23 protein-coding genes are annotated in these 22,167 nt (G+C 62.5%); 10 read left to right on the forward strand and 13 right to left on the reverse strand.

Translation table 11 applies throughout. From position 1 onward, the window contains the following. Positions 1–274 precede the first annotated feature (274 nt). Entirely contained in the window at positions 275–2,410 is a 2,136-nt protein-coding gene (scpA, locus tag PR018_RS02870) for a methylmalonyl-CoA mutase (RefSeq protein WP_142824302.1), read from the reverse strand. Positions 2,411–3,056: 646 nt separating this feature from the next. Then, the gene (locus PR018_RS02875; RefSeq protein ID WP_142824303.1) at positions 3,057–4,427 is read right to left on the reverse strand and encodes a methylmalonyl-CoA mutase family protein; all 1,371 of its coding nucleotides are present in this window, start codon (positions 4,425–4,427) and stop codon (positions 3,057–3,059) included. A gap of 298 nt (positions 4,428–4,725) precedes the next feature. On the opposite strand from PR018_RS02875, the gene PR018_RS02880 reads away from it, so the two are divergent. Beyond that, positions 4,726–5,523 carry a L,D-transpeptidase gene (locus PR018_RS02880; RefSeq protein ID WP_142824304.1) on the forward strand — a complete coding sequence of 266 codons (798 nt, stop codon included), beginning with the start codon at positions 4,726–4,728 and terminating at the stop codon, positions 5,521–5,523. A 168-nt stretch (positions 5,524–5,691) separates the two neighbouring features. Continuing rightward, the gene (locus tag PR018_RS02885) at positions 5,692–6,423 is read left to right on the forward strand and encodes a L,D-transpeptidase (RefSeq protein WP_142824305.1); all 732 of its coding nucleotides are present in this window, start codon (positions 5,692–5,694) and stop codon (positions 6,421–6,423) included. Between the two features lie 19 nt (positions 6,424–6,442). Here PR018_RS02885 and PR018_RS02890 read toward each other — a convergent pair whose 3' ends face one another. Further along, the gene (locus PR018_RS02890) at positions 6,443–6,931 is read right to left on the reverse strand and encodes a MarR family winged helix-turn-helix transcriptional regulator (RefSeq protein ID WP_224128065.1); all 489 of its coding nucleotides are present in this window, start codon (positions 6,929–6,931) and stop codon (positions 6,443–6,445) included. Between the two features lie 121 nt (positions 6,932–7,052). Here PR018_RS02890 and PR018_RS02895 point away from each other — a divergent pair, with 121 nt between their 5' ends. Further along, positions 7,053–7,475 (forward strand): organic hydroperoxide resistance protein, encoded by a 423-nt coding sequence (locus PR018_RS02895; RefSeq protein ID WP_142824306.1) that lies wholly within the window; start codon positions 7,053–7,055, stop codon positions 7,473–7,475. Positions 7,476–7,706: 231 nt separating this feature from the next. Here the strand turns inward: PR018_RS02895 and PR018_RS02900 are convergent, their stop codons facing one another. Next, positions 7,707–8,828, reverse strand: coding sequence for an NADH:flavin oxidoreductase (locus PR018_RS02900; RefSeq protein WP_142824307.1), 1,122 nt, complete (start codon positions 8,826–8,828; stop codon positions 7,707–7,709). A 100-nt stretch (positions 8,829–8,928) separates the two neighbouring features. Between PR018_RS02900 and PR018_RS02905 the strand changes: the two genes are divergently transcribed. Both PR018_RS02905 and PR018_RS02910 read left to right on the forward strand, forming a co-directional pair. Next, a complete protein-coding gene (locus tag PR018_RS02905; protein WP_142824308.1) occupies positions 8,929–9,348 on the forward strand; it encodes a winged helix-turn-helix transcriptional regulator in 420 nt (139 codons plus the stop codon). A 65-nt stretch (positions 9,349–9,413) separates the two neighbouring features. Next, positions 9,414–9,719, forward strand: coding sequence for an alkylphosphonate utilization protein (locus PR018_RS02910; RefSeq protein WP_142824309.1), 306 nt, complete (start codon positions 9,414–9,416; stop codon positions 9,717–9,719). Between the two features lie 65 nt (positions 9,720–9,784). Here PR018_RS02910 and PR018_RS02915 read toward each other — a convergent pair whose 3' ends face one another. Continuing rightward, positions 9,785–11,341, reverse strand: coding sequence for a helicase HerA-like C-terminal domain-containing protein (locus PR018_RS02915; protein ID WP_142824310.1), 1,557 nt, complete (start codon positions 11,339–11,341; stop codon positions 9,785–9,787). A gap of 214 nt (positions 11,342–11,555) precedes the next feature. On the opposite strand from PR018_RS02915, the gene PR018_RS02920 reads away from it, so the two are divergent. Next, positions 11,556–11,954: a hypothetical protein gene (locus PR018_RS02920; protein WP_142824311.1), complete on the forward strand. Its 399-nt coding sequence runs from the start codon at positions 11,556–11,558 to the stop codon at positions 11,952–11,954. Positions 11,955–11,998: 44 nt separating this feature from the next. Here PR018_RS02920 and PR018_RS02925 read toward each other — a convergent pair whose 3' ends face one another. The 6 genes from PR018_RS02925 to PR018_RS02950 all read right to left on the reverse strand — a co-directional run bounded on the left by PR018_RS02925 (position 11,999) and on the right by PR018_RS02950 (position 17,184). Beyond that, positions 11,999–12,253, reverse strand: coding sequence for a BrnA antitoxin family protein (locus tag PR018_RS02925; protein ID WP_142824312.1), 255 nt, complete (start codon positions 12,251–12,253; stop codon positions 11,999–12,001). Then, entirely contained in the window at positions 12,213–12,485 is a 273-nt protein-coding gene (locus PR018_RS02930) for a BrnT family toxin (RefSeq protein WP_142824313.1), read from the reverse strand. The genes PR018_RS02925 and PR018_RS02930 overlap by 41 nt, the downstream gene beginning before the upstream one ends. A 100-nt stretch (positions 12,486–12,585) precedes the next feature. After that, entirely contained in the window at positions 12,586–13,359 is a 774-nt protein-coding gene (tam, locus tag PR018_RS02935) for a trans-aconitate 2-methyltransferase (RefSeq protein ID WP_142824314.1), read from the reverse strand. Positions 13,360–13,419: 60 nt separating this feature from the next. Then, positions 13,420–14,979 carry a TerC family protein gene (locus tag PR018_RS02940; protein ID WP_142832171.1) on the reverse strand — a complete coding sequence of 520 codons (1,560 nt, stop codon included), beginning with the start codon at positions 14,977–14,979 and terminating at the stop codon, positions 13,420–13,422. Between the two features lie 379 nt (positions 14,980–15,358). Continuing rightward, positions 15,359–15,820 (reverse strand): cupin domain-containing protein, encoded by a 462-nt coding sequence (locus PR018_RS02945; RefSeq protein ID WP_142824316.1) that lies wholly within the window; start codon positions 15,818–15,820, stop codon positions 15,359–15,361. Positions 15,821–16,143: 323 nt separating this feature from the next. Next, entirely contained in the window at positions 16,144–17,184 is a 1,041-nt protein-coding gene (locus tag PR018_RS02950; RefSeq protein ID WP_142832173.1) for a zinc-dependent alcohol dehydrogenase family protein, read from the reverse strand. A gap of 247 nt (positions 17,185–17,431) precedes the next feature. Between PR018_RS02950 and PR018_RS02955 the strand changes: the two genes are divergently transcribed. Then, positions 17,432–18,319: a branched-chain amino acid aminotransferase gene (locus PR018_RS02955; protein ID WP_142824317.1), complete on the forward strand. Its 888-nt coding sequence runs from the start codon at positions 17,432–17,434 to the stop codon at positions 18,317–18,319. A 90-nt stretch (positions 18,320–18,409) separates the two neighbouring features. Here the strand turns inward: PR018_RS02955 and PR018_RS02960 are convergent, their stop codons facing one another. Then, positions 18,410–18,766: a hypothetical protein gene (locus tag PR018_RS02960; RefSeq protein WP_202617135.1), complete on the reverse strand. Its 357-nt coding sequence runs from the start codon at positions 18,764–18,766 to the stop codon at positions 18,410–18,412. Positions 18,767–18,876: 110 nt separating this feature from the next. On the opposite strand from PR018_RS02960, the gene PR018_RS02965 reads away from it, so the two are divergent. From PR018_RS02965 to PR018_RS02975, 3 genes are all read left to right on the forward strand, one after another. Then, on the forward strand, positions 18,877–19,470 hold the full coding sequence (locus tag PR018_RS02965; RefSeq protein ID WP_142824318.1) for a TetR/AcrR family transcriptional regulator: 594 nt from the start codon (positions 18,877–18,879) through the stop codon (positions 19,468–19,470). Between the two features lie 131 nt (positions 19,471–19,601). Then, positions 19,602–20,453: a protein-L-isoaspartate O-methyltransferase family protein gene (locus PR018_RS02970; protein ID WP_142824319.1), complete on the forward strand. Its 852-nt coding sequence runs from the start codon at positions 19,602–19,604 to the stop codon at positions 20,451–20,453. Positions 20,454–20,644: 191 nt separating this feature from the next. After that, positions 20,645–20,896 (forward strand): DUF1488 family protein, encoded by a 252-nt coding sequence (locus PR018_RS02975; protein WP_111220761.1) that lies wholly within the window; start codon positions 20,645–20,647, stop codon positions 20,894–20,896. Positions 20,897–20,933: 37 nt separating this feature from the next. Here PR018_RS02975 and PR018_RS02980 read toward each other — a convergent pair whose 3' ends face one another. After that, entirely contained in the window at positions 20,934–22,157 is a 1,224-nt protein-coding gene (locus tag PR018_RS02980) for an MFS transporter (protein WP_142824320.1), read from the reverse strand. Positions 22,158–22,167: the final 10 nt, after the last annotated feature.

Consider the following 22,167-nt stretch of genomic DNA (forward strand, 5'->3'; position numbering starts at 1 on the left):
ACCGCCTACGAACTTTTGATATCGGGATGCACCACAGGCATCCGAGGTCGATGCCTGGTTTGACGGGGACGTGGTTGAGCATGCACTCAGAAAAATCAGTGCCGAAAAGATTGATGCTATCGGTGAAGGTTTCAAGGTTGTGCCTTTTGCGTGATGGTTTGCTCTATCTCTTCTTTATCAGAGGCATAGACATTGCCACCCCATCATTGCCGATGCAACCGACCTGGTAAATCTCAACACAGGATAGAATATGGCGCCCTTCCCGTGGCCGTCGTCACGCTGGCATCATCCGTTCGATCAGTGACTGCGCCGCCTCGGCGATGACGGTGCCGGGCGGGAAGATCGCGTCGGCGCCGGCGGCCCGGAGGGTGGCGAAATCTTGAGCCGGAATGACGCCGCCGACCGCGATCAGGATGCTGGCGCCACCCCTGCGGGTGAGGGCGCTTTTCAACTCCGGCACCAGCGTCAGGTGACCGGCGGCCAGCGAAGACGCGCCGACGATATCGACGCCTTCGCGCACCGCAAGATCGGCCACTTCCTCCGGCGTCTGGAACATCGTGCCGACGACGACGTCGAAGCCGATATCGGCAAAGGCCGAAGCGATGACCTTCTGGCCCCGGTCGTGGCCGTCCTGGCCCATCTTGGCAACCAGAATGCGCGGCGCCGCACCCCGTGCTCTCCGGAACCCCTCGACGGCGGCAACGGCGGCGTTGAACACAGGATCGTTGTCGCCGACCTGGCTGCGGTAGACGCCGGAGATCGTCTGCACTTCGGCCACATGCCGGCCGAATGCCTTTTCCATCGCCAGCGAGATCTCGCCGACGGTAGCCCTTGCGCGCGCCGCCTTGACCGCGAGATCGAGCAGGTTGCCCTCTCCATTGCGGGCCGCCAGCGTCAGCGCATCCAGCGCCTGCTCCGTGGCGGCGGTATCGCGCAAACCCTTCAACTGCTGCAGCTTCGACAATTGCCGGGCGCGCACCTCGGAGTTGTCGATCGTCAGCACATCTACGTCGCGCTCCTCGGCGAGGCGGGAGACATTGAGCCCGACAACCACCTGCCGGCCGCTGTCGATACGCGCCTGCGTCCGGGCTGCGGCTTCCTCGATGCGCAGCTTGGGAATACCGGTTTCGATGGCTTTCGCCATGCCGCCGAGCGCCTCGACCTCCTCGATATGGCTTAGCGCCCGGGCAGCGAGATCGTGGGTCAGCCGTTCCACATAGGCCGAGCCGCCCCAGGGATCGATGATGCGGCTGGTGCCGGATTCCGTCTGCAGAAGGATCTGCGTGTTGCGGGCAATGCGGGCGGAATGATCAGTTGGCAGCGCCAGCGCCTCGTCGAAGGCGTTGGTGTGCAGCGACTGGGTATGCCCCTGCGTCGCCGCCATCGCCTCGACCATGGTTCTGACGATGTTGTTCATCGGGTCCTGCGCCGTCAGGGACCAGCCGGAGGTCTGGCAATGGGTGCGTAGCGCCAGCGACTTCGGATCCTTCGGCGCAAAATTCTTCTGCATCAGTGCCGCCCAGAGCAGTCGCGCGGCCCTGAGCTTTGCCACCTCCATGAAGAAGTTCATCCCGACGGCCCAGAAGAACGACAGGCGCGGGGCAAACTTGTCGATATCGAGCCCGGCAGCAACGCCGGCCCGCGCATAGTCGATGCCGTCGGCAATCGTGTAGGCAAGTTCAAGGTCAGCCGTCGCACCGGCTTCCTGCATGTGGTAGCCGGAAATCGAAATGGAGTTGAATTTCGGCATCCTTCGGCTGGTATAGCTGAAGATGTCCGAGACGATCCGCATCGAGGGCTGCGGCGGATAGATATAGGTGTTGCGGACCATGAACTCCTTGAGAATGTCGTTCTGGATGGTGCCGGACAACTTGTCCTCGGACGCGCCCTGTTCCTCGGCGGCAACGATGTAGAGCGCCATGATCGGCAGCACCGCACCGTTCATCGTCATCGAAACGCTCATCTCGCCAAGCGGAATGCCGTCGAACAGCTGCTGCATGTCGAGGATCGAATCGATCGCCACGCCGGCCATGCCGACATCGCCGGCGACGCGCGGATGGTCGCTGTCATAGCCGCGATGGGTGGCAAGGTCGAAGGCCACCGAAAGCCCCTTCTGTCCGGCCGCCAGATTGCGCCGGTAAAATGCGTTCGACGCCTCGGCCGTCGAGAAACCGGCATATTGGCGGATCGTCCATGGCTGCTGGACATACATCGTCGGGTAGGGGCCCCGGATGAAGGGCGCTGCCCCCGGATAGGTCTCGAGAAACGGGACATTGGTCAGTTCCGCCTCGCCATAGCGACGGTTGACGTCAATCCCCTCAGGCGTCTCCCAGGCATCACCGGCTTCGGCGACCGTCGGAAGGTTAGGGCGAACCCAGGGCAGGACTGAAAAATCAGGAATGCGGCTCATACGATATCTCCCAAGCCCATGACCGGCACGAGTGCCCCGCCACGCCCCTTCATCAACAAGCCCAAAGACCACAGCCACCGGCTCATCGATTTTCGAAAGGCACCGCCCCATTCGCCCTCATTCCTGTGCTCGTTACAGGAATCCAGCCAAGGCGCGTCTGCGCCTTGAGGGGGCCGGTGCCACAAGCGCAAGAGTCTTTTCCGCCTAAGGACTTGGGCGTGCTGGATTCCTGTGACGAGCACAGGAATGAGGGAGGGGGATGCGCTCTGTGTCGCAAGATGGTCCTGTTTCCAGGAGGGGGCTGTCAGGCCGCATGGTCGTAAGGCAGATGTCACTCGGCCTTCTTGGCCACCTATCGATAACCTGCGCCCCGGGGCCACTCCCTTTTCCCGAGCATCACCCCATCCTCCCTCATTCCTGCGCTCGTCACAGGAATCCAGCCAAGGCGCGTCTGCGCCTTGAGGGGGCCGGTGCCACGAGCGCAAGAGTCTTTTCCGCCCAAGGACTTGGGCGTGCTGGATTCCTGTGACGAGCACAGGAATGAGGGAGGGATCGGTACTGTCGTCGACTGTTTGGACATCGATATCCTCTTGCGGCCGTTGGCTTCGAGCCATCAAGTTCCGACCAGCGGCACCCTGTTCGACCATCATAATACCGTCTCCTCGTCCCGTCGCACCAGCCGCACGCCGACAGTGGCAACTGTGGTCCGAGGTCCCAGCACCGTGACGAGCCGCTCCTTTTCCGCAGCAAACAGTGTCGTCCCTACAATCAGTCCAGACGGACGCTTCTGTCGGGATTGCGCCACCATCGATGCCAGGCTGCCATTGGCGATGGCGGTCTGCAAGCCGCCTGCGCGTTCGATATCGCCGAACAGCGCCCAGGCTTTTGCCGCAAGTGCATCGGTCAACGCCTCGAGGCCGCCGGAGCCTGCGGATGGGTCGGAGACGTGGTCGAGGTGGCTTTCGGCGGTCAATATAAGCTGCGTGTTGCGCGCCAGGCGTCGCGCCAGCGGGTCGGGAATGCCGTGGGCGAGGGTGTGGGGGAGGACGGCAATCTCGTCGGCGCCGCCCGTGCCGGCGGCAAATACCGCGATGGTGTTGCGCAGAATATTGGTCTCGGGATCGCGTAGCGTCAGCATGCGGTAGCTGGTTTCAGTGAAAACATGCGGCCGTATCGCTGGATCGACACCGCAGGCTTCTGCGATGCGGGCAAAGAGCAGCCGCGCGGCGCGCACCTTGGCCATGGTAAGAAACTGGTCCTGGTCGGCGCAGAGGTTGAGACTGATGGCGCCGAGCACCGCTTCCGGCTCAATGCGCTCGGCCTCCAGGAGGCGCAGATAGGCAGCGATTGCCGCTGCCATGACGGCCAGTTCCTCCGCCTCGGTGCCGCCGGCATTATGGATGATCCGCCCGTCAGCGTTCAGGATGGTGCCGCCGCGTGCCAGCCCTTGCCGCTGCCGGAAGCGGGTGCCGAGGTCGGCCGTCTCGACAGGCCGTCCGCCAAAGGCCGCCGGGGTGAAGGGGTCGATGCCGAAATGCACTGTCTGCGGCAGGTACGCGCCGGACTGCATGAGGTCGTCGACGACGGAAACCGACTGGCCGCCCTGTTCCAGCCGCACCGAAACGGGATAGCCTGCGGTGGCGGCAAAGAGCGATGCGACAAGGGCCTCCTCGCCGGCACCGATCCCCGTACCAAAACCCTGGGCGCTGTCGTCAAACACCATGCTGACAGCCGTGGCGCCGTTGGCCAGATCGTCGGCCAGTTGCGACAAGGCGCGTGTTGCATCGGGATCGTCGATCCGCTGGGAGATCGCCCAGGCCGCCGATGGCTGGCGACGCGCGAGCGGTGTTGCAGCCACACGTCTTTCGTAGAGCGGCTGGATGGCGATACCGTCGTCGGTCGCAGACACCAGCGTGCGGTCGAAATCAGCGCCCTTCAGCGCCTTGCCAACCAGCGCCAGCCAAGCCTCGCGGTCTGTGGCGGCAAAAGCCTGCGGGTCGAGAATGTTCAGCGTCATACGATCCTCCTCAGGTCGTTCTAAAGGAGCGAGGCGGCGTCGAAAACAACACATTGGATGGTTTCTCAAAATAACTGCGCCACCCAGCACAATTTGGATGACAAGCCTGCCTCACTGCCTCACTGCCTCACTGCCTACTGCCTACTGCCTACTGCCTACTGCCTACTGCCTACTGCCTACTGCCTACTGCCTACTGCCTACTGCCTACTTCTGCACCCGACACCAGCCTCGCGCCAGCCGTGGCTGGCAGGGTGCTTTGGATTGCTCCTTTTGCGCGTTCTCGATGATGGCTGGTCCTATGCTCCTTTCCCGTTTGCTGTTGCTGGCTTCGACTGTCTCCTGCCTCGCGCTGGCAAGTTGCAGCATCATTCCCGACACCGGCGCCACCGATCCGGATCGCTTTGCCCAGGAAACCGCGCCGGTCTTCTACCGGCCGGAAGGCATCGATCCCGAGAAGGTCAAGCGCCTGCCGGTGCAGCCGGTGCCCCAGGTGCGCAATATCTACCAGACTCAGTTTCACCAGACCTATGGCCTGCCGGTTTCCAATCCGGTGCACCAGGCAATGTATGCCCAGCAGCACGAAGACGATTTCACGCTTCCGGCCATACCCTATTCCCGGATCGATCCGCGCTTCCTGCGCCAGGAGGTCAGCTATCAGTCGACCGAGCGGCCGGGCACCATCGTCGTCGATACCCGGAACTACTTTCTCTATCTGGTCGAGGGCAACGGCAAGGCGATGCGCTACGGCGTAGGGCTCGGTCGCGAAGGCTATGCCTGGGCCGGGCGGGGCGTGGTGCAGTGGAAGCAGAAGTGGCCCCGCTGGACGCCGCCGGCGGAAATGGTGGCGCGCGAGCCGGACATGCGACCGATCTCGGCCGAGCGCGGCGGCATGAACCCGGGGCCGACCAACCCGCTGGGTGCCCGGGCGCTTTATATCTACAACAACGGCAAGGACACGCTGTACCGTGTCCACGGGACGCCGGACTGGCAGTCGATCGGCAAGCCGACATCGTCGGGCTGCGTGCGCATGCTCAACCAGGATGTCATCGATCTCTACAATCGCGTGCCGGCCCATACGCAAATTGTCGTGATGTAGGCGTCTCAGTCTACTATTTTAGGAGCTGTTGCATAAGCGCGATAGCGGCGGAAGATCAGGCGCTTTAAAGGCTTGTTAAGCTTGAATGGTCTTCAATCGGCGAAACTGATTCGGCACTTGTCGTTTTTGTCCGCCCGACGCCCCCGCACCATGGAATGATGTTCACACATGAACCTGCCTTCGTCTCTTTCACGCCGTAAATTTCTGACCTTCGCCGGCATCGGCGCCGCATCAACGCTCGCCGGCTGCGCCTCTTCGGCCGGTCCCGGCGGCCAGATCATCGAATACCGCAACCCGATGCCGATGATCAGCGGCTGGCTCGGCGGCAACGGCTATCGGGGCGAACAGCCAGATCCGGCCGTGATCTACGCTGCAATGGAAGACAACGGCTATCTCCTGCCGGCCATTCCGTATCAGCAGATCGACCCGAAGTTCTGGCGCCAGCGCGTCATCAACGACACCGGACAGCCGGCCGGCATGGTCATCGTCGATACACGCACCCGCTTCCTCTACATCACCGAACCCGGCGGCACGGCAATGCGCTACGGCATCGGCGTCGGTCGCGAAGGCTTCGCTTGGCAGGGCACCGGCGTTATCCAGTGGCGCCAGAAATGGCCACGCTGGAACCCACCGGACGAAATGGTTGCCCGTCAGCCGGAACTTGTCAAGTATTCGATCAAGAACGGCGGCATGGGCCCGGGCCTGAAGAACCCGCTCGGCGCGCGTGCTCTCTATATCTTCCAGGGCAAGCAGGACACGTTCTACCGCCTGCACGGTAATCCGGACTGGCATTCGATCGGCAAGGCCGTATCGTCGGGCTGCATCCGCATGCTGAATCAGGACGTCATCGACGTCTACGACCGCGTGCCGGAAAAGGCACCGATCATGGTCATCCAGTAATAGGCCTTGAAAATGCGGGTCAGTCTGATTTTGTCAGATTGGCCCGCAACTGCTGCAGGCGGTCGCGAAGACCTGCCATATCGTCGATGCTGCAGCCGATGGTCTCGCCGATGGCGAGCATGATGCCATCGACCTCACTTTTCATCGCCTCTCCCTTGTCGCTCAACGACACGATAAGCTGGCGTTCGTCCTCTGCATCGCGTGTCCGGACGATAAGCCCGTTCTGCTCGAGACGCTTCAGCAGCGGCGACAGTGTTCCGGAATCGAGATCCAGCTGCTCGCCGATCGCCTTCACTGGCAGCCGGCTTTTCTCCCACAGCACCAGCATCACCAGATATTGCGGATAGGTCAGGCCGACGCGGTCGAGGATCGGCTTGTAGGCACGCGTAAACGCATGCGCCGTGGCGTAGACGGCAAAGCACAATTGCCGCTCGAGGCGTTTTTCCTCGTCGGGCACCACTCGTCTTGTCACGTGCTCTGCCATTTCATCCTGCCGTTCAGTTCCCATGTAATTGCCCACAGGGGCTTTCCAAAATCAAACCGCAAATATCTATTGCACACAATTAGATTTCGCGATATATAAAATCATCCAACCGAGCAAGATCGTCCAACCGAGAAGGAAACGCGATATGCCTATTCTCTACACCACCAAGGCTTCTGCAACAGGCGGCCGTGCAGGCCACGCAGCATCTGAAAACGGCGCACTCGATGTGACGCTGACGGTTCCGAAGGAGCTGGGCGGCGACGGCGCTGCCGGCACCAATCCTGAACAGCTGTTTGCTGCCGGTTATTCCGCCTGCTTCCTCGGCGCATTGAAGTATGTCGCCGGCCAGCAGAAGGTCAGCATCCCGGATGACACAAAGATCACCGCAACGGTCGGCATCGGCCCGCGCGAAGACGGCACCGGCTTCGGTATCGAAGTGGCGCTGTCCGTCCACATCCCGGGCATGGAAAAGGCCGAGGCTGAAAAGCTCGCCGCTGCCGCCCACATCGTCTGCCCCTACAGCCACGCAATGCGCACCACGACCGAAGTGCCGGTCACCGTCGCCTGAGCCAGCATTTGTTGTGAGACGAAGGGCCTTCTCCCAGCCGGGAGGGGGCCTTTTTTGTCCTGGAACAAGATGATGATGTTGGCGAGGAGCGCTGCCGCTAAACACAACGGTTGCGCATGAGGGGAAATCCCGAAACTGCTTCGAGCAAATCAAAGTCAAACTGCATGAGACCAGGATGACGAGACGGCGGCAAGGCGATAATCGCCGCCGTCCCACTTCATCGAGGCTAGATCAGACCAGTTGGCCGAAATCGGCAGGACTGAAGTCCTTGAGAGCGGCGGTTTCGCCCGAATGGATCTTGGCGGCCCAGGCCGGATCACTGATCAGCGCACGGCCGACCGCAATGAGGTCGAACTCTTCGCGCTCCATCCGGCGCACCAGATTGTCGAGACCGGTCGGCGTAGAGCTTTCGCCGCCGAAAGCAGCCATGAAATCGCCGGAGAGGCCGACCGAGCCGACGCTGATAGTGGCAGCGCCGGTGAGCTTCTTCGCCCAGCCTGCAAAGTTCAGGCCGTTCTCTCCGTCTATCTCGGCAAATTCAGGCTCCCAGAAACGACGCTGCGAGCAATGCAGCACGTCGACCCCGGCTTCGACCAGCGGCACCAGCCAGTCCGCCATTTCATCCGGGGTTTCCGCCAGGCGGGCCTTGTAGTCCTGCTGCTTCCACTGACTGAGGCGCAGGATGATCGGATAGTTCGGACCGACTGCGGCGCGGATGGCTTTGACAACTTCGATCGGGAAGCGCGAGCGTTCCTTGATCGACGTGCCGCCAAACCGGTCGTCGCGGACATTGGTAAGGCCCCAGAAGAACTGGTCGAGCAGATAGCCATGGGCGCCGTGGATTTCGAGTGTGTCGAAGCCCAGGCGCTTGCTATCTGCGGCAGCGCGCGCATAGGCGGCAAGCGTGTCAGCGATGGTCTCGTCGCTCATTGCCTCGCCGAATGGTGCGTCTGGAGCCTCGAGACCCGATGGGCTCTCGATCGGCGATGGCGGAACCCACTCGGTTCGGGCATTCCTGACGGCGCCGACATGCCAGATCTGCGGCCCCATCTTGCCGCCGGCTTTGTGGACGGCGTCGATGACGTTGCTCCAGCCGGAAAGCGATGCTTCGCCATGGAAGAACGGCACATTGGGATCATTCTTGGCGGCCGGGCGGTCAATCGCCGTGCCTTCCGAAAGGATCAGTCCGACTTCGTTTTCGGCGCGACGGCGGTAATAGGCGGTGACGTTGTCGCCCGGTACGCCGTCCGGCGAGAACGAGCGCGTCATCGGCGCCATGACGATGCGGTTCTTCAGTTCCAGCGACTTGACGCGGAAGGGCTGGAACAAGGAGGATACGTCTGTTGAACTCATGGAAAGGCTCCGCATTGATGATGCGGCAGATTAGTATATCCTGGATACCTAGTGTCAATCAGGCACTTTTCGGCCACTAGGTTGCTCAAAGGAAACCACCATGTCAGAACAGCAGGCGTTGTCGCGGGAAGCCGGTGGAGATATCGCAGCCAAGCCCCGGAAAAAGGTTCTCAGCGCCGCCGATTGCCCACACCGCCTGCTTCTGGAGCAGGTCGCCGACAAATGGTCGGTGCTGCTGCTGGCAGCCCTTTGCGACGGCCCCCTGCGCTTCAACGAGATCCGCCGTACGCTGGAGGGCATCACCCAGAAATCCCTGACCCAGAGCCTGCGTCGTCTCGAGCGCAACGGGATCGTCGACCGCCGCGTCATCGATACATCGCCGGTTGCCGTCGAGTACAGCATCACCCCCCTTGGTCATTCGCTGAAAACGCCTTTCCGCGCTCTCTACAGCTGGACGGTCGACAACCTGCAGGACGTTGAGAAGGCCCGCGCCCGGTTCGACCAGAGGAAGGGTGGGTGAGGAGATGTTGCGATTGATTGCGCGACTGCTATAAGCGGCGATCTTTGCATCAGGAGTAAATTTCGATGGCAGCCGATAACGACGAATACGTGTATGACGAGGCAACAGGCGACTGGCGTCCCGCGTCCGAAGTAAAGGCTGCCGGCGCTTCCGGTGCCGTCGAAGTGCGCGATGCCTCCGGCACGGTTCTGAAGGACGGCGATAGCGTCACGCTGATCAAGGATCTCAAGGTCAAGGGCGCAGGCCAGACCCTGAAGCAGGGCACCGTCATCAAGTCCATCCGTCTGACCGACAATCCGGAAGAGATCGACTGCCGCCACGACGCCATCAAGGGCCTCGTCCTGCGCACCGAGTTCGTCCGCAAGCGTTGATCGCCAAAGCCCCGGGATCAGAACCGGGGCTCACTCCGGTTTTCTCGTTTCACACCCGGCGCTTGCTACCGCTTCAGGCTGCCAAGAATACCCCGCACCAGCGCCCGCCCGACCTGGGTCGCCACGGTGCGGGCGACACTTTTGAGCGCCGCCTCCATCACCGTTTCCCGCTGATAGCCGGCCCGTCCGGCCGGCTTTTCCTTGGTCTCGTCCTTGTCTCCGCCAAAGCCGGGCAGGGTCCAGCGGCCCGAGGCGTTGTCGTTGTCGGCGGGCTGAGCCTGTGGGTGCTGCTTGGCGGCGTCCTGGTCCGCAGCCTTGCTGGCCCGGGCGATCAGGATCTCGTATGCGGATTCCCGGTCTATATCCTGGTCGTACTGGCCGGCGACCGGGCTGTTGGCCATGATCTTCTGGCGCTCGTCAGCCGTGATCGGTCCGACGCGGCCGGAAGGCGGGCGGATCAGCGTGCGCTGGACGATAGACGGCGCGCCTTTGCCCTCCAGCGTCGACACCAGCGCCTCGCCGGTACCGAGCGTGGTGATGACGGTGGCGCAATCGAAATCGGGGTTGGGCCGAAACGTCTCGGCAGCGCTCTGTACTGCCTTTTGCTCACGCGGCGTATAAGCGCGCAGCGCATGCTGTACGCGGTTGCCGAGTTGGGCAAGCACGGTGTCTGGCACGTCGAGCGGGTTCTGGGTGACGAAATAGACGCCGACGCCCTTCGAGCGGATCAGTCGCACCACCTGCTCGACGCGCTGCGTCAGCACTTTCGGTGCGTCGTCGAAGAGCAGGTGGGCCTCGTCGAAGAAGAACACCAGCTTCGGCTTTTCGGGATCGCCGATCTCGGGCAGTTCCTCGAACAGTTCCGACAGCAGCCAGAGGAGGAAGGTCGCATAGAGACGTGGGTTCATCATCAGCTTGTCGGCGGCTAGTACCGAGATCTGGCCATAACCGTTCTGGCTGGTGCGCATGATGTCGCTGATCTTCAGGGCCGGTTCCCCGAAGAAATGCTCGGCGCCCTGCTGCTCCAGCACCAGCAGGCCGCGCTGGATCGAGCCGACAGAGGATTTCGAGATCAAGCCGTACTGGTTGGAAAGCGCAGACGCGTTTTCCCCCATGTAGTTGAGCAGCGCCTGGAAATCCTTGAGGTCGAGCAGCGGCAATCCGCCCTGGTCGGCGATCTTGAAGGCGATGTTGATGACGCCTTCCTGTGCTTCCGACGCATCCATCAGCCGCGACAGCAGCAGCGGCCCCATCTCGGCAATCGTGGTGCGGACGCGGTGACCCTTTTCGCCGTAGAGATCCCAGAAGATCACCGGAAACTGCTCGAATTCATACGGCGAGAGGCCGATCTCCTCGGCGCGTTTCAGCAGGAAATCCTTCGGCTCGCCCCGCGCCGCAATGCCGGAAAGGTCGCCCTTGATGTCGGCGCAGAAGACCGGGACGCCGGCCCGCGAAAAGCCCTCGGCCATCACCTGCAGCGATACGGTCTTGCCGGTACCTGTAGCACCGGTCACCAGCCCGTGGCGGTTGCCGAACTTCAGCGACAGGTATTCCTTGCCGGCGATGCTGTCGTCCGGCTTGCGGCTGGCGCCGAGAAAGATCTGTCCCTTGTCGTCAGCCATCCGTCGTCTCCCCACCGGATCAGGCAGCCCTGCCGGCTGCGATCGTGTTTTACATTGCTTAGTTATAAAGGGGGTCTTCCGCAGGAACAACAACTTGCTGCGGGCACTGCCATAATCGCAGAAAAGCTATCTCCCGCTTCGCGTCGCCTTGAGTTGGCAGGCCAAACAAAATACGCTTGAGGCTACCCTTTAATCCCTGTGGCAGGAGAGCCCCATGAACGAAGTCGTAGACCAGATCGCCGCCAAGGCAGGCATCGCCCCCGATATCGCCGAACGCGCCGTCGGCATGATGCTCGGCTTCCTGCAGCGCGAGGCGCCGGATGGCCCCGTCTCGAAGATGATCACGGCGATCCCTGGCGCGCCCGATCTCGTAGCCCAGTTCAATGGTGCCGAGACTGGTGGCGGCGGCGGCCTGCTAGGAGGCCTCATGAGCGCCGTCGGCGCTGGCGGCGGCATCATGGCGCTCGGTCAGGAACTGATGAGCCAGGGGCTCGGCATGAGCGAGATCTCGGCGCTCGCCAAGGAAACCATCGCAGTCGCAAGGCAATATGCCGGTGACGAAGTCGTCGACGAGGTCGTCGGCTCGATCCCGGGGCTCAGCCAGTTCGTCTGATCCGGTAATATAAGGCGGCGGTTCGGAAAAATTCGGACTGTCGCCTATGCCTCATTGTCCAGCCATTCGCGCAGCGCGGCGTTGATGCGCGTCTGCCAACCCGGACCACCCTCGCGAAACCGCTCCAGGACATCCGCATCGAGCCGGATTGTCGTCGATTCCTTCGGTGTATCGATCAGCGGCCGACCGCGCCTGACGGGCACGCTCCTGAATTTCTCGATCCATTCGGGTGTGGAAAGGTCAGGCGCGTCGTCCTCGTCATGCCATTCTGCCTGCGTAGACTTTTCGCTCTCGGTCATTGGCCTTCCTCATGCTGATTATACGCTCATGACCATCGCGTGGTGTCCACACGACGATTATCATTCTGCCGTCAAGCCAACCAACGGTGATGAACCTCTGTTCGCCGTAGTCGGCTCGATCGTCTTCTCTGGTGAGGGTATCACCGGCAAAAACTTCGCTGCAGCGCGCAAAGTCCAGCCCACGCTCCCATAGGGCACCATTGCGTTTTGCAGGATCGAAAACAATCGCCATTTTTGTTACTACAAAAATCTATAATTTGCAATAACGATACGATAGCAACTTTTGCGAGCAATGATAGTCCCGACGAGGCCCGTTGCCCGGGCGCCAAACTTCAGCCGCCCTTCACCACCACCAGAAACATCCGCGGAAAGCGCAGCAGCACGCGGCCGTCGGCGAGTGGGGGGTAGGCTGCCCGGACCCGTTCCAGGTAGTCGGCAGTGAACTCATCGCGGTGGGTGCTGCCGGCGTTGTCGAGATAGGGGCGCAGGCCGGTGCCCTTGACCCATTCGACGATCGCTTCAGCATCGGCCATCGGGTGGTTGTAGATGGTATGCCAGATGTCGATGCGCGATGACTTGCCGATCAGCCGGTCGTAATAGACGGAGGGTTCGGCGAGGGGAGTGCGGCGGACGCTCTTTGCCTCGAACGCCGGACGCCAGGGCCCGGCATGCGTTGTCTCTTCCATCAGCAGGTGTGTCGGCTCGTTGAGATTGTCCGGCATCTGCACCGCCAGCACGCCGCCGGGCGCAAGGCCGTCCAGCAGCCTGTCGAAGATGTCGAGATGGTTGGGCAGCCACTGGAAGACGGCGTTGGCAAACAGCAGGTCGGTCTTTTCGCTCGGTTGCCAGGTCGCAAGATCCGCCTGCGTGAAGGTAGTGCCGGGCATCCGCCGGCGCGCGCTCTCCAGCATGTCGAGATCGCTGTCGAGGCCGGAAACCCCGGTGGCACCGAAGCGCTCGACGATCAGCTCCGTCGAATTGCCGGGTCCGCAGCCGAGGTCGATTGCACGGGCAACCGTTTCAAGCGGCACCTGCGCCAGCAGGTCGCGCGCCGGGCGGGTGCGCTCGTCCTCGAACTTCACATACTGGTTTGCCGACCACGCCATGTCATGTCTCCCTGTCTTTTCAGACAGACCATTGGCGCCAACTATGACGCCAGCATGACGTCAGGCCGGCTCCGCGACCCGGCTGATCCGCACCTTGGCGATGTTGCGGCCTTCCAGCTTGACGATCTCGAAAGCCAGGTCCTCGGAGGCAAAGTTCTCGCCCTCGTGCGGCAGGTGGCCGAGACGCCAGAGGATGAAGCCGGCCAGCGTCGAATAGCGGTCGTTTTCGTCGACGAGGTCGGCGTCGACCAGTTTCGAGGCCTGGCGGATGTCGATCCAGCCATCGACGGTCAGCGATCCGTCCGCGCCCCTCTCGATTGACAGTTTTTCGTCGTCCTCGTCCGGAAATTCGCCGGCGATGGCTTCAAGCAGGTCGGTCGTCGTCACCATGCCCTCGATCTCGCCGTACTCGTCGAGAATGACGGCAATCGCCTGGTTCGAAAGCCGCAGCTGCTCCATCAGCTTCAGCGCCGTGATGCTTTCATGCACGACGAGCGGCTGGCGGATCGACCGCGCCAGATCGACAGCGCCGTCCTTCAGGAGGTCGCGTAGCAGATCGCGGGCGCTGGCGATGCCGATGAAATTGTCGAGGCTGCCGCGCGCCACCGGAAAGCGCGAATGGCCGACGTCGAGGATCAGCTGCTGCAGTTCGGCCTGGGGCTTGTCGAGGTCGAGCCAGTCGATGTCGATGCGGGGCGTCATGATCGAGCGGGCAGAACGGTCGGCCAGTGCCAGCACGCCCTGGATCATGTCCTTCTCCTCGTTCGAGAAGACTTCGGCTTCGCCGGCCTGTTCGGCGATCAAGTCAACCGTCTGCCCGAGCGTGCCCTGAGAGCGCTTGCCGCCGAGCAGGCCCAGCACCGCGTCGGCGGTGCGGTCACGGATGTTGCTCGGCGTGATTAGCCGCTCCTTGCTGTGGCGTGCGAGCTGGTTCAGCGCCTCGATGATGACCGAGAAGCCGATTGCCGCATAGAGATAGCCCTTCGGTATGTGGATGCCAAAACCTTCGATGATCAGCGAGAAGCCGATCATCATGAGAAAGCCGAGGCAGAGGATGACGACGGTCGGATGCTTCGAGACGAACAGCGTCAGCGGCTTCGACAGCATAAGCATGACGCCAACGGCAATGATGACGGCCATCATCATCACCGCGAGGTCCTGCACCATGCCGACGGCGGTAATCACGCTGTCGAGCGAGAAGATCGCGTCGAGCACGACGATCTGCACGATCACCTGCCAGAAGACGGCATGGACCTGCTTCTTATCCTTGCTGTCCTCCTGGCCTTCCAGCCGCTCGTGCAGCTCCATCGTCCCCTTGAACAGCAGGAAGATGCCGCCGATGATGAGGATGATGTCACGGCCCGAGAAGCCGAAATTCATCACCGTGAACAACGGCGTCGTCAGCGTCACGATCCAGGCAATGGAGGCCAGCAGTCCAAGACGGATGACCAGCGCCAGGCCGAGACCGATAAGCCTTGCCGAATCGCGCTGTTGCGGCGGCAGCTTGTCCGCGAGGATCGCGATAAACACGAGGTTGTCGATGCCGAGAACGATCTCGAGAACGATGAGGGTGGCCAGACCGACCCAGACGGAAGGATCGGAAATCCAGTCGAAGATCATAGTTCTGCGTTGGCGGCCGCAGTCATTACAGACCGGCCACTCCCCTGTTTTGAGATTGGGTGATGTGTGTTTACGCTTAGATCGGCCGACGACGGGCGTCCACGCGTCGAAATGCCGATGGCTGGTGTCACGGACGAGGAGCGCCAGCGACCCGCTTCGCCGGGTCTACAATCGTCGCTGCCCTCGTCTGCCGGCATATCGCGCTCGGCATGGGGCAGGCTTGTACTGGATGGGTCGCTATCGGGCATCGGTGCAATCTGGCGTCGAACTGCTGTTTGCGCAAGGGGGAGAGGACGAAAACATCGGTACAGGCGAGGTTATGAACACACTGCATGCCAGCAAGCCGACCGCAGCGCGCTGCGGCGGTCGGCCTTGGATATTACGATGCCAGAATACGGATGCCGTGCTCGCCGGCGGCAACCAGAAATCGTTCGGCTTCCTCGTCGGACGCGACTTCCGCCTGCGGGCCGATGTCGGCAACTTCGAAATAGGTGGCCATGTCCTTGTCGATGATGGCCGAAAAGACGACGGCTTCGGGGCCGGTATTGCTGTAACCATGCGGCACGTTGCCGGGGATGGAAATGATGTCGCCAGCCTGCGCCTGCGTCTCCGAGAGGCCGGAGTCGGTCATCTGCTGCACAGTCAGCGTACCCTCGAGAATGCGGAACACTTCGGGGCTGGCATGGCTGTGAAGAGGCGTGCCGCCACCGGAGGGAACCGTGACGTCGAAGACGTTGAGCCACGTGCCTTCAAGGCGCGCCTGGCGCTGGACGTGGTCGCCGAGCACGAAAAGAGGCTTGGCCTGTGCTGCCGTATCGGCATGGGAGGAGTCGGACATGATGTCGCTTTCTTGTTTTTCTTCTTGAGGACGCGTCCGTTAAACCCTTCGACCACCCTTGGCAACCGTGCGGCCATGGTCATACGGACGGGCAGCCCTGCGTCATATTCACGGGTACGAACGCGGCATTGCAGTCTGAAGCGCATTCGAGCGACCTTTGGAGGTCGGCCGAACCAGCCGTGCATCGCCACCTTCGTGCCCTTGCAACTGAGTGCTAGCACGCTCTCCGATACAGACATGTGACAAGCAAGACATCGGAAGCGAGGCGTATGGCCCGAATGCAACCCGGCGACTAAGCGCTCCCGATGAAGCCGCCGACCGCGACGTCAAAACCGCGTGATGACGCTGATCCCGAGGCCTTCCGCCCGGTCGAGCGTCATCAGCGCGGGAATAGCCTCTTCCAGGCTGATCCGGCGCTGGATGAGCTTCTGCGGCGCGATCTTGCCGGCAGACAGCATGGCGAGCATCGCGTCGTAGCGCCAGGCCTGCATGCCGTGGCTGCCATAGATCTCGAGTTCCTGGCTGATCACCTGCGCCATCGGGATGGCCGGGGTCGCGTGCTGGCCGAGCATCAGCCCGACCTGCACGTGTCGGCCGCGTCGGCGCAGGTTGCGGATAGAGTTGAAGCAGGTCGTGGGGTGGCCGAGCGCGTCGATCGACACATGCGCGCCACCGCCGGTGATCTCGCGCACGGCCTCGGCGACATCCGAAACGGTGCCGGCATTGATCGTCGCCACCGCACCGCATTCGCGGGCAAAGGCCAGTTTTTCGTCCGAAAGGTCGATGGCAATGGCATTGGCACCGAGTGCGGTGGCGATCATGATCGCCGAAAGCCCGACGCCGCCGCAGCCGTGCACGGCGATCCATTCTCCGGGCTTGGTCTTCGCCTGGTCGGTGACGGCACGGAACGACGTGGCAAAGCGGCAGCCGAGGCTGGCCGCTGTCGCGTCGTCGATCGTCTCCGGAAGATGCACCAGATTGGTGTCCGCATAGTCGATCCCGACATATTCGGCGAACGATCCCCAGTGGGTGAAGCCCGGCTGGAACTGGTTCGGGCAAACCTGCTGGTTGCCGGAATGGCACTCGCCGCAATGGCCGCAGCCGGAGACGAAAGGCACGGTGACGCGGTCGCCGACCTTGAAGCGCACGACACCGCGCCCCGTCGCCACCACCTTGCCAGCCAGTTCGTGGCCGGGAACATGGGGAAGGGCGATATCGGGATCATGCCCCATCCAGCCATGCCAGTCGCTGCGGCAGAGGCCGCTCGCACCGACCGCGATGACCACCCCGTCTTCCGATGGCGTCGGATCGGGCAAGGTGCGGATTTCGGGTTTAGCCTCGAAGGCTTCGTAATACATGGCGCGCATCGGCAGTTCCGATTCGAGTGGGCGTTGGATGGTGTCCATGATGGCACGCCACCACGGCTGCTTCCACTCTGCGGCCCATCAATTCTGCTCATGCACCAATTCATGCGACGGATGGCAAGCGCAGGAAAGTTGCGCCGGCTTTGCACCTTCGCGTCATTTGTTGCGAATGGATTTGCCTTGGAGATTTCTTCTTGATTCTCGCCTTCCATGAGGTCTTGTCTCGTGACGAAATTCGAAGGAGACCACCATGGCTGTCGATACATCGCCGCGTTCCGCCACCTGGACCTATGTCGACGGCGAGTGGCTGCCCGGCAACCCGCCGCTGATCGGGCCCACGTCGCATGCGATGTGGCTGGCCTCGACGGTCTTCGACGGTGCACGCTGGTTCGATGGCATCGCGCCCGATCTCGATCTGCATTGCCAGCGCGTCAACCGCTCGGCCCGCGCCATGGGCCTCGAACCGACCATGACGGCCGAACAGATCGAGGCGCTGGCCATGGAGGGCGTGAAGAAATTCGATGGCACTTCGGCGCTCTATATCAAGCCGATGTACTGGGGCGAGCACGGGATGCCGACCAGCGTCGTCGCCGTCGATCCGGCCTCGACCCGCTTCGCGCTCTGCCTGTTCGAAGCGCCGATGAACAATGCCAAGCCGCAGTCCCTGACCGTCTCGCCCTATCGCCGCCCGTCGCCGGAGACGGCGATGACCGAGGCCAAGACCGGCTCGCTCTACCCGAACAGCGGCCGGATGATTATCGAAGCCCGCAGCCGTGGCTTCGACAATGCGCTTGCCTGCGACATGAACGGCAACGTCGCAGAAACCGCATCCTCGAACGTCTTCATGGTCAAGGACGGCGCTGTATTCACACCCGTCGCCAACCGCACCTTTCTGGCCGGCATCACCCGCGAGCGGATCATCGGCCTGCTCCGCCAGGCCGGCTTCGACGTTCGCGAGACGACATTATCCGTTGCCGACTTCATGGCGTCGGACGAGGTTTTCACGACGGGCAACTATTCGAAGATCGTCAGCGTCGACCGCCTCGATGGCCGCACCTTCGGCGAAGGACCGGTCGCTCGCAAGGCACTGGAAATCTACATGGACTGGGCCCATTCGCGCAAAGCCACCGACGAGTAATCGGCTCATCTTTAGACGCATGAAGACGAGTTGGCGGCGAGACACGATGGCCACGCCCGCTGCGGGCGGCACAGGCGTAGTGCGAAAATCCTACTTGGCCCGTCCGACGGGCTTGCCCTTCGTCTGCCAGAGCGCATGCACCTCCTGCCAGTCCGGCACGCGGTCGGCATAGAATCCCAACGTCTTGCCGGTCGCAATCGAACCGAATGCCTTCATCGCCTGCAGATGCGCGCCGTCGACAAGATAGCGGCGCATGGCGGCCTCGTCTTTCCAGACTGTCAGCGTGTGATGGACGCCGTCTATCTGTCGTGTATCCGTCGAGATGTTCCCCTCTGCCTTCTGCGCCTGCAGCATCGAGGGGATGGCGTGCCACCAGAAGCGCGGGAGATGACGCCGCGCCTTGATCTGCAGGCCCGTAATCGACACGTAGACCATCGTTCCGTCCATGACTGCTCCCGTCCGCGAGGCCTGCTGGCTCGCATCTAGACACTGTAAAGATATATGGCATTCATGCCGGCCTCTCGTCAAGGGCGATCTTGTCGGTGTAAGGATGCGGGATGACTCAGACCTATCATCATGGTGCGCTTCGTCCGGCCCTGCTTGCCGCAGCGGAGGCAATCCTCGACCGCGACGGTATCGACGCCCTCACGTTGCGGGCCGCGGCACGCGAAGCTGGCGTCTCCCATGCGGCACCGTCCCATCATTTCGGCGATATCACCGGCCTGCTGACCGAGTTGGCGGCCGCAGGCTTCGTCCGACTGCGGCAGGCTCTCGAGAAGCATCTGGCCGAACCGGACCCACGCACGCGAGTTCAGGCACTGGCGCACGGTTATGTCGCCTTCGCCAGGGCCCATCCCGGGATATTCCTGCTGATGTTCCGCTCGGAGCGGCTGGACTGGTCTTCCCCGGCGCTGGCGACGGCAGGCGTCGCCGCCTTCGCCCTGCTGACCCCTGACCAGTCCGGCCCGGCACCGGCCACCACGCCGCAAAACTTCGAGACCCTGGTGCTGGCCAGCACACGCTGGTCGCTGATGCACGGGCTGGCCACCCTGCTGATCGACGGCCGGCTCGGCGCAATGGCGGAAAAAACGCCGGACGCGGATCTCGAGCGACTGATCGAGGCGGTGATCCGCAATGGTCTCCCGGCCTGATCGAGGCGCTCGTCAGACTGTTTGCCAAATTCCCCGTTGCACAACAGAAGAAAATGCATTTTCCTTGTGACCAAGCCGGTGTTTCCGAGTTTTGTCTGAACCGTAATGTGCCGGAGAGCGGGGAGGGGTTCATGAAGAGCAACCGCGCCAGCCTGGAAGAGATCCGCGGCTTTTTCGCCAAGCGCATGGCCGCCGTCAGCCTGTCCCGCGATCCACGCCTCGAGCGTGTCTTCGAGCTCGTTCCCCGCGAAGTCTTTCTCGGCCCGGGGCCGTGGCATGTCTGGGTAGAGGGCAGCAACTACCTGGAAACGCCGAGCGCCGATCCCGTCTATCTCTACGAGAACAACCTTGTCGCCCTGGATGCAGCCAAAGGCATCAACAATGGCGAGCCTTTCCTGCATGCCTCGTGGATCGGAGCGGTCGCCCCGCAGCGCGGCGAAAGCGTAACCCATATCGGCGCGGGTACTGGATACTACACGGCCATCCTGGCGCTTCTGACCGTGCCGGATGGCAAGGTCACAGCTTTCGAACGGGAAACCCATCTCGCCGACAGAGCGCGGCTCAATCTCCAGCCCTTCGAAGGCGTCACCGTCGTCAATGCCAACGCCACGCAAGCAGCCATGCCGATGTCCGACGTCATCTACGTCAATGCCGGCGTTGCCGCGCCCCCGGTTGCCTGGCTGCAGGCGCTGAAGCCAGGCGGGCGGCTGATTTTCCCCTGGCGACCGACGCAGGGTGTCGGATTGACGTTGCTCATCCGCGCCGATGCAAATGGCTTCAGCGTCGCCCCGCAGAGACCGTCGTGGTTCATTCCCTGCATCGGCGCATCCGATGAGATCGTCGCGACGCGGACGCCACAAAGCGCATCGGAGGCACGATCCGTCCGCTCGGTATGGATCACGACCGCAAGGGCGCCGGACGACACCGCCATTGCCGTCTATCCCGATGTCTGGTTTTCCAGCGATATCCCGCAATCTGCCTGAGCGGCTTTGGGTGCGGTGACATTCCTGCAAATTAAAGCCGCCGCCTCACGCCCTCGCATGCTATGCTCTGCGCGAGACCTGCGATGCCACGCTACCGCAGGCAGCTTTTCCGGACGCAAGGGGACAAGAGGCGATGACGCTTCAGCCCCCGATTTTTAAAGGCGACCGGGCCGTTTTCAGAAGGTAGTCCGATGTCGCTTACGTTTCCCAATGCCAGCCGCAGCTATGACGAACCCGGTCGCCGCGTTCGCTTCCTCGGTCACGACGGCATGTTCCAAGTCCAGCTGTTCGTCGATGTCGACGTGTTTGCCGGCGCCAATTCCGAGGCCGGCTATCTCGCCGCCTTCGACGCCAAGCGCAGCGGCATCCAGGCCGTCGCCACAAAGGCCTACGCCGCCACCCGCCGCAGCTCCTACATCCTGACGTCGAAGGATTTCAGGTAAAACAGCACCATCCGACTTTGAACGAGACGGCGCCCTCTCAGGCTGCACCGCTCTTTTCATGTCGCGGCCGAACCATCCAGCTGTAGACCGCGCCGGCTGACAGCAGCACGCAGGTGCCTAAAAATACCGCGCGCATGCCGATGTGGCCGCCGACGAAGCCGCCGAGCACCGGGCCGACCACCTGGCCGACGAACTGCGACGAGGTCGACAGGCCGAGGATACCGCCGGCGGCCGCATCGGGCACGCTGTGGCGGATGACGGCGGCGATGCAGGGCAGCAGCCCGCCGAGCGCCACGCCCATCAGGAAGCGCAGTATAATCAGCTGCCAGGCGCTGGTCACGAACGCCTGCGGTATCAACAGCAGCGCGGCGATGCCGAGCGCGCCTGATATCACCGGCCAGTGGCCGATGCGGTCGGCGAGCTTGCCCAGCCACGAGGCCGATAGCACGCTTCCCAGCGCCGCCACGGACATCACCACGCCCGATATCAGCGTCAGCTTCGTCTGGTCGTCGATAAGGTCTGCGACATAGACGGTGATGATCGGCTCGATCGACATGTTGGCGAGCATCAACAGCATGCCGGTTGCCAGCATGGCGATGACCGGCCGCTTGTCCTCGATCGAGCGCCAGCCGCCGCTAGCCTTGGCGGCTTGTCTGCGGGAGGCCGATTTCTCCTCCTTGATCAACAACATGGTGGCGAGGAAGGTCAGGAAGATCACCCCGCCGGCTGCAAGGAACGTGTTGCGGATGCCGATGATAGCCGGCAGCGCGCCGCCGATCAGCGGCCCCACCAGATTGCCGGCCATGATGCCCGAAGATACCATGCCGAGCGCCCAGGCGACGCGATGCTTTGGCGTCTGCGTGGCCACAAGCACCATCGACCCCGAGGCATAGCCGCCGGCAAGCCCGGTGAACAGCCGCAACGCCACCAGCTGCCAGACGCTGTCGACCATGCCCATCAGGCCGATGGCGAGGGTCATGCCGAGGCTGGCGCGCACGAGCATCAGCTTGCGGCCGTAGATATCGCCGAGCCTGCCCCAGATCGGCGCGACGAAGGCTGCGGCAAAGAAGGTGGCGCCATAGGCGATGCCCGACCACTGGACGATTCCGGCCTTGTCGCTGACGCCGAGTTCTTCGACATAGAGCGGCAGAAACGGCAGCAGCAGCGTCATCGCGACGATGGTGGTGAAGGAGCCGACGAGGCAGACGATCATGTTGCGCATCCAGTGCGCCGTGACATCCTCGCTCGCGGTCTTGCTCATGCCCGTCCCG

It is taken from the genome of Rhizobium rhododendri (assembly GCF_007000325.2).
In the GTDB taxonomy this organism is placed as follows: domain Bacteria; phylum Pseudomonadota; class Alphaproteobacteria; order Rhizobiales; family Rhizobiaceae; genus Rhizobium; species Rhizobium rhododendri.

Coding starts and splice junctions, on each gene's coding strand:
- scpA (WP_142824302.1), bottom strand. CDS start 2,410: ATGAGCCGCATTCCTGATTTTTCAGTCCTGCCCTGGGTTCGCCCTAAC.
- PR018_RS02875 (WP_142824303.1), bottom strand. CDS start 4,427: ATGACGCTGAACATTCTCGACCCGCAGGCTTTTGCCGCCACAGACCGC.
- PR018_RS02880 (WP_142824304.1), top strand. CDS start 4,726: ATGCTCCTTTCCCGTTTGCTGTTGCTGGCTTCGACTGTCTCCTGCCTC.
- PR018_RS02885 (WP_142824305.1), top strand. CDS start 5,692: ATGAACCTGCCTTCGTCTCTTTCACGCCGTAAATTTCTGACCTTCGCC.
- PR018_RS02890 (WP_224128065.1), bottom strand. CDS start 6,931: ATGGGAACTGAACGGCAGGATGAAATGGCAGAGCACGTGACAAGACGA.
- PR018_RS02895 (WP_142824306.1), top strand. CDS start 7,053: ATGCCTATTCTCTACACCACCAAGGCTTCTGCAACAGGCGGCCGTGCA.
- PR018_RS02900 (WP_142824307.1), bottom strand. CDS start 8,828: ATGAGTTCAACAGACGTATCCTCCTTGTTCCAGCCCTTCCGCGTCAAG.
- PR018_RS02905 (WP_142824308.1), top strand. CDS start 8,929: ATGTCAGAACAGCAGGCGTTGTCGCGGGAAGCCGGTGGAGATATCGCA.
- PR018_RS02910 (WP_142824309.1), top strand. CDS start 9,414: ATGGCAGCCGATAACGACGAATACGTGTATGACGAGGCAACAGGCGAC.
- PR018_RS02915 (WP_142824310.1), bottom strand. CDS start 11,341: ATGGCTGACGACAAGGGACAGATCTTTCTCGGCGCCAGCCGCAAGCCG.
- PR018_RS02920 (WP_142824311.1), top strand. CDS start 11,556: ATGAACGAAGTCGTAGACCAGATCGCCGCCAAGGCAGGCATCGCCCCC.
- PR018_RS02925 (WP_142824312.1), bottom strand. CDS start 12,253: ATGACCGAGAGCGAAAAGTCTACGCAGGCAGAATGGCATGACGAGGAC.
- PR018_RS02930 (WP_142824313.1), bottom strand. CDS start 12,485: ATGGCGATTGTTTTCGATCCTGCAAAACGCAATGGTGCCCTATGGGAG.
- tam (WP_142824314.1), bottom strand. CDS start 13,359: ATGGCGTGGTCGGCAAACCAGTATGTGAAGTTCGAGGACGAGCGCACC.
- PR018_RS02940 (WP_142832171.1), bottom strand. CDS start 14,979: ATGATCTTCGACTGGATTTCCGATCCTTCCGTCTGGGTCGGTCTGGCC.
- PR018_RS02950 (WP_142832173.1), bottom strand. CDS start 17,184: ATGCGCGCCATGTATTACGAAGCCTTCGAGGCTAAACCCGAAATCCGC.
- PR018_RS02955 (WP_142824317.1), top strand. CDS start 17,432: ATGGCTGTCGATACATCGCCGCGTTCCGCCACCTGGACCTATGTCGAC.
- PR018_RS02960 (WP_202617135.1), bottom strand. CDS start 18,766: ATGGACGGAACGATGGTCTACGTGTCGATTACGGGCCTGCAGATCAAG.
- PR018_RS02965 (WP_142824318.1), top strand. CDS start 18,877: ATGACTCAGACCTATCATCATGGTGCGCTTCGTCCGGCCCTGCTTGCC.
- PR018_RS02970 (WP_142824319.1), top strand. CDS start 19,602: ATGAAGAGCAACCGCGCCAGCCTGGAAGAGATCCGCGGCTTTTTCGCC.
- PR018_RS02975 (WP_111220761.1), top strand. CDS start 20,645: ATGTCGCTTACGTTTCCCAATGCCAGCCGCAGCTATGACGAACCCGGT.
- PR018_RS02980 (WP_142824320.1), bottom strand. CDS start 22,157: ATGAGCAAGACCGCGAGCGAGGATGTCACGGCGCACTGGATGCGCAAC.